General features: G+C 34.2%; 2 protein-coding genes. Both read left to right on the top strand.

Annotated elements, in window-relative coordinates:
* A partial coding sequence (locus BFI01S_RS22070; protein ID WP_169799805.1) for an ATP-binding protein occupies positions 1-390 on the top strand: 390 nt, incomplete at its 5' end.
* Between the two features lies 1 nt (position 391).
* Positions 392-772 (top strand): hypothetical protein, encoded by a 381-nt coding sequence (locus BFI01S_RS22065; protein WP_061794467.1) that lies wholly within the window; start codon positions 392-394, stop codon positions 770-772.
* Positions 773-827: the final 55 nt, after the last annotated feature.

Genomic DNA, 827 nt, shown 5'->3' with positions numbered 1-827 from the left:
AAGAAAAGGACAAGTACGTATTTTATTAAGTGTAATGATTTGATTCTGAATTTAAAAAGAGCAAAACTTGAAAACCGATTGGAAAACAGACTAAAACATTATGCGAAATACAAACTTCTCATCATTGACGAGATTGGTTACTTGCCTATTGATGCAGAAGATGCCAAGTTGTTTTTTCAGTTAATAGATATGAGATATGAACAAAAAAGCACCATTTTAACCACAAACGCTAGCTTTAAAACATGGGGAGATATATTCCAGGATCCCAAAATTGCCAATGCCATCTTAGACCGTGTTCTTCATCACGCGACAGTGGTGAATATTATCGGAGATTCCTATCGCCTGAAAGACCATTTTAATAAAGAAAACACTAAACAAGGAGATAAATAAGATGAGTGAATTGGCATTAACAAAAACTACGAAGTTCTTTCGTTCATACGGAATTAAATGTAATGAGGAACTCATTGCGGAATGGTTGAATACGGCTTCCAGAAGAGAAAATTTAAGCGAACAAGTTTGTGAAGATGACCTTTACTACTTTAATGAATGGTGTAGATGGAAAGGAACCCCCTATGAAGAAGGAATAGATGATCAAACTAAAATCGCAAGATTATTAGAAGAAATTAATGATCTTCAAAGTGAGGTATCAGCCTTAAAAAAGGAGAAAGAAAATTTAGAGTTAAGACTAGGGATTAATCCTTTTTTGATTAACAAAACCTCCCTCCAGCAAAAGAAACAGAAAGGCTGGGGGATAATACCAAAGTCCGAATAGCAGAATTGTACATTCTAAAACGAGCAAAAGTGTACATATTATCGTTGACATTTAT

This window comes from Cytobacillus firmus NBRC 15306 (genome assembly GCF_001591465.1).
Classification (GTDB): Bacteria; Bacillota; Bacilli; order Bacillales; family Cytobacillaceae; genus Cytobacillus; species Cytobacillus firmus.
Note: the sequence above shows the minus strand (reverse complement) of the source record. Positions and strands in the feature narration are given on the sequence as shown.

Coding starts and splice junctions, on each gene's coding strand:
- BFI01S_RS22065 (WP_061794467.1), top strand. CDS start 392: ATGAGTGAATTGGCATTAACAAAAACTACGAAGTTCTTTCGTTCATAC.